Below are 3,768 nucleotides of genomic sequence, written 5' to 3' on the forward strand. Positions count from 1 at the left end.
GAGCACCGGTACGTTTCGTCCCATCTTCTTCATCAGGAGGGCGAGAAGCGAAAGCGTGCCGCCTTCGCCGTCATTGTCCGCCCTGAGAAGGAAGAGCACATATTTGAAAGTCACGATGATCGTCAGCGTCCAGACCATCAGCGAAATGAGACCGATGACCTCGGCTTCGTGTACGCCATCGGCGGCAAAGGGCCTCAGCGCCTCGCGAAGGGCATAGAGCGGGCTGGTGCCGATATCGCCATAGACGACGCCGACCGCGCCGATGACCAGTCCGACGAAGCCCTTCCGGCCGGCGCCTTCACCCGTATTGTCTGCATGTGTTGACGTCATGGTTCCCCGCTCATGCCACTTGGCCATGGACACAAACATATGCCGCATTGCAGAACGGCAAGTAAATTGATGCGGGTGTGAATTTTTTGTGGGGGCGAAGGCGATGCGGGCGTGGCGAGGGTGGCGTTGCGATCAGTTCAAACGTCGTCGGTTCGTATCCCCTTGCGATTGCGCTGTCGCATGGTAATAGGCACGCATGACCCGCGCCCGGACCTTTTCGAGCTTTTATTACACGCTGCTCCCATAGAGAGCGGCGCAAGGTCATATTCCTGACACTCGAGACGCCGCATGGTCGGCGGCACGTGTGTCAACAGAAGGTCTCCGGCCTCATCGGCCCAAATGGAGACCCTCGTGAAACTATCCTCTCAGCCTACCGGACCTAGATCGGACTTTCTTCGCACTTTGAGCGAGCGCGGCTTCCTGCATCAATGCACCGACTTAGGAGCACTCGACAGCTGGCTTTGTTCAGGAGCGGGCACCGCCTATAACGGATTTGATCTCACCGCCGACAGCCTGCATGTCGGGCATCTCATTCCGATCATGATGCTGCGGTGGTTCCAGAAGACGGGTAACAAACCCATTGCGTTGCTCGGCGGCGCGACAAGCCGCCTGGGCGATCCGAGCTTCCGCGACACGTCGCGTCCCTTTCTCAGCCAAGAGCAGATCATGAAAAACCTGATCGGCATCCGACGGGTCTTCGAGCGCTTCCTCGCTTTTGGAGACGGCCCGACCGATGCCGTCATGGTCAATAACGCCGACTGGTTGGACGGGCTCAACTATCTCGATTTCCTGCGCGATGTTGGGCCGCATTTTTCAGTCAATCGGATGCTCACATCGGAGAGCGTGCGCCAACGGTTGGAACGAGAGCAATCGCTGTCATTGCTGGAATTCAACTACATGGTCATGCAAGCCTACGACTTCCATGTCCTCGCAGAAAGCCGCGGCTGCCTGCTTCAACTGGGTGGCTCGGACCAGTGGGGCAATATCGTCAGCGGCGTTGAATTTGGACGGCGGATCGGTGGACGCGGCCTCTTTGGATTGACTGCCCCGCTGCTGACGACGTCTTCGGGCGCGAAGATGGGCAAGAGCGTTTCGGGGGCGGTTTGGCTGAACGCCGACCGGTTGTCACCCTATGAATTCTGGCAATTCTGGAGAAACGCCGGGGATGCCGATGTGGGTCGTTTTCTCAGGCTGTTCACCGAGTTGCCCTTAAGTGAAATCGCACGCCTTGACGTGCTTCGGGATTCGGAAATCAACGAAGCAAAAAAGATTCTTGCCGACCAGGTCACCAGCCTGTGCCACGGGGCAGATGCCGCGGCGCAAGCTTCCGAAACCTCCCGACGCGCCTTCGAAGCAGGCGAAGTGCCGGCGGGTCTCCCGACGGTCATTCTCCCGGATAGCCTTCGCGGTGATTTTCCGTTGGTCGACGCCATGGTCGTTGCCGGGCTCGCCAAGTCGAAAAGCGAAGCGCGTCGATTGATCGTCGGCGGCGGTGTGCGAGTGAACGGTGGCAGCGTAAAAGACGAGACAATGCGGCTTGGCGACTCCGACGTCCAGGACGGGGTGATCCGGCTCTCGGTCGGCAAGAAGCGACAGGTCCTCCTTGAGCCGGTTTAGCGTGGTCTGTTCAATTCGGGGAGCCGGCAAACTCGAACCACCTTGTCGCGCTCCCTGCGGGTGTTGTTGACAAGGTGGCCCTTCGGTCCGACGTGTTTTGCGGCCTTCAATTGGAGCGGCTGCTCGGCATTGACCTGTGAAATCAGCGGCGGCTGCATCATGCTGACAGGGGATGTCAGCAGCAGTGATCGATAATCCTGAGATTGCGGGCTTCTCAAGCCAGTCGCCATTTCGTCGGAATGTCCGGTTATGCCGCCGGATAACCCGCGCCATCGGAGCAGTGTCCCCGAGATGAAGCCACACCACCGGATTTTCTTCATTCAGTTTGCCGTGGCCCTTTCCTTAGGCGCGTTTGTGTCGCGGCTGCCCGACCTTCAGGTCAAGTTCAGCCTGACCGAGGGAGAGCTGGGCCTTTTGCTTGCCGTCATGTCCTCCGGGGTTCTGTGCGGGTTGACGTTCTCGGTAAGGTTGATCGAGAGGCTCGGTGCGCGCACCACGGCTTTCGTCACCGTCTTCGGTGCGGCGCTGTTTTTCGCGCTGATCCCCTGGATGCCTTCAGCTCTCCTGGCGGTGCCATTATTCTTCATTGCCGGCATATTCACCGGCGCGTTCGAGATCAACGCCAATATCGAAACCGATCGCCGTGAGGCGCTGCTTGGGTACCGCATCATGAGCCGGGCTCACGGCATGTGGAGCGTGGGCTTCTGCATCACCGCCCTTGTTGCCGCCGGCATGCGGCAGGCTGCCGTCTCCATCGAACTGCATAGCTTGATCATCCTCGTCACCGTCCTGATTGGAGGGTCGATCGTTTTCTCCGGGATCGAGAACGCGCCCCAGCGGCAGGACGCGCACCCGGGAGATAGTCCGCCGATTGCTTTTCCGACAATCGGGCTGCTGCCCCTTTGCCTGATAGGCGCAGCTCCACTTCTCGCCGAAGGCGCGAGCGTCGATTGGTCGGCGATCTATATGCGTGACGTATTCGCGGTCGAACCCTTCATCGGCGGGCTCGGCGTGACCATTTTCTCCCTGTTCATCGCCATCGGGCGGCTCGGTATGGACCCTGTCATTGACCGCTTCAATCCACGCCCGGTCGTAATAACCCTCCTCGGGATCGCGACCATCGGTCTCGTCATGGTTGCGACGGCGACACACCCTGCTATCGTGCTCGCAGGCTTTGGCCTGACAGGTATCGGCTGCTCTTCAGTCTATCCGCTTGCCATCTCGGCTGCGGCCCGACGCACGGATCGACCCGCACCCGTCAACGTTGCAGCGCTCGGGCAGACGACGTTCCTTGTGTTTTTCGCCGGGCCGCCACTGCTCGGTTTCGTTGCCGAACACTTCGATATCCGCTTTTCGTACTGGGCGGTCGTCCCTGTTCTCGCCGCAGCGCTGCTGGTCACCAGGGCACTTGCCGCTGATCCTGCCCCGGTCACAGGCCAACCCGAACCGGCGCAACCACACGGTTGACACGCCACGCCGGCCACCTTTGTCGTAAGCTCGTTCACGTCCTCAACCGGAGGGGCAACCTCCGGTTTTCGCTGGTGAATCGGGCGAGCGCAATGTATTTCCCATGGCGCCGAAGTATTATGAGCGGCCATCGGAAATATAGCTCGTATAGGTGAGGAGCTAATTCCGCATACTGTCGTCAACTCTTGGCGAATGGTTTTGCTGCTCAAGCATTGCGGCCACAGTCCATCTCGTCTGAGTGGACCTGGTTGGGATGGCGAAGCTCCAGCCTTTCCGCCTAGCAAAACATATGTTTTACGGGGTTTGTGATGGCCGTGTCCGGCCGCAAATGAAGGCTCGCCGGCGTCGTTCTGC

The 3,768-nt window shown here is 59.6% G+C and carries 3 protein-coding genes; 2 read left to right on the forward strand and 1 reads right to left on the reverse strand.

Features of this window, described 5'->3' with window-relative positions:
• A partial coding sequence (locus FY112_RS37365) for a KUP/HAK/KT family potassium transporter (RefSeq protein WP_246700589.1) occupies positions 1–330 on the reverse strand: 330 nt, incomplete at its 3' end.
• A gap of 351 nt (positions 331–681) precedes the next feature.
• Here FY112_RS37365 and tyrS point away from each other — a divergent pair.
• Both tyrS and FY112_RS02955 read left to right on the forward strand, forming a co-directional pair.
• Positions 682–1,947 carry a tyrosine--tRNA ligase gene (gene tyrS, locus FY112_RS02950; protein ID WP_181018136.1) on the forward strand — a complete coding sequence of 422 codons (1,266 nt, stop codon included), beginning with the start codon at positions 682–684 and terminating at the stop codon, positions 1,945–1,947.
• A 291-nt stretch (positions 1,948–2,238) separates the two neighbouring features.
• Complete coding sequence (locus tag FY112_RS02955) at positions 2,239–3,414, forward strand: MFS transporter (protein WP_151517625.1); 1,176 nt, start codon at positions 2,239–2,241, stop codon at positions 3,412–3,414.
• Positions 3,415–3,768: the final 354 nt, after the last annotated feature.

The organism is Rhizobium sp. PEPV16 (assembly GCF_008919455.1).
Lineage (GTDB): Bacteria > Pseudomonadota > Alphaproteobacteria > Rhizobiales > Rhizobiaceae > Rhizobium > Rhizobium leguminosarum_Q.

Bases quoted from the DNA above. Each gene is read 5' to 3' on its own strand.
- FY112_RS02955 (WP_151517625.1), top strand. From the start codon at position 2,239: ATGAAGCCACACCACCGGATTTTCTTCATTCAGTTTGCCGTGGCCCTT.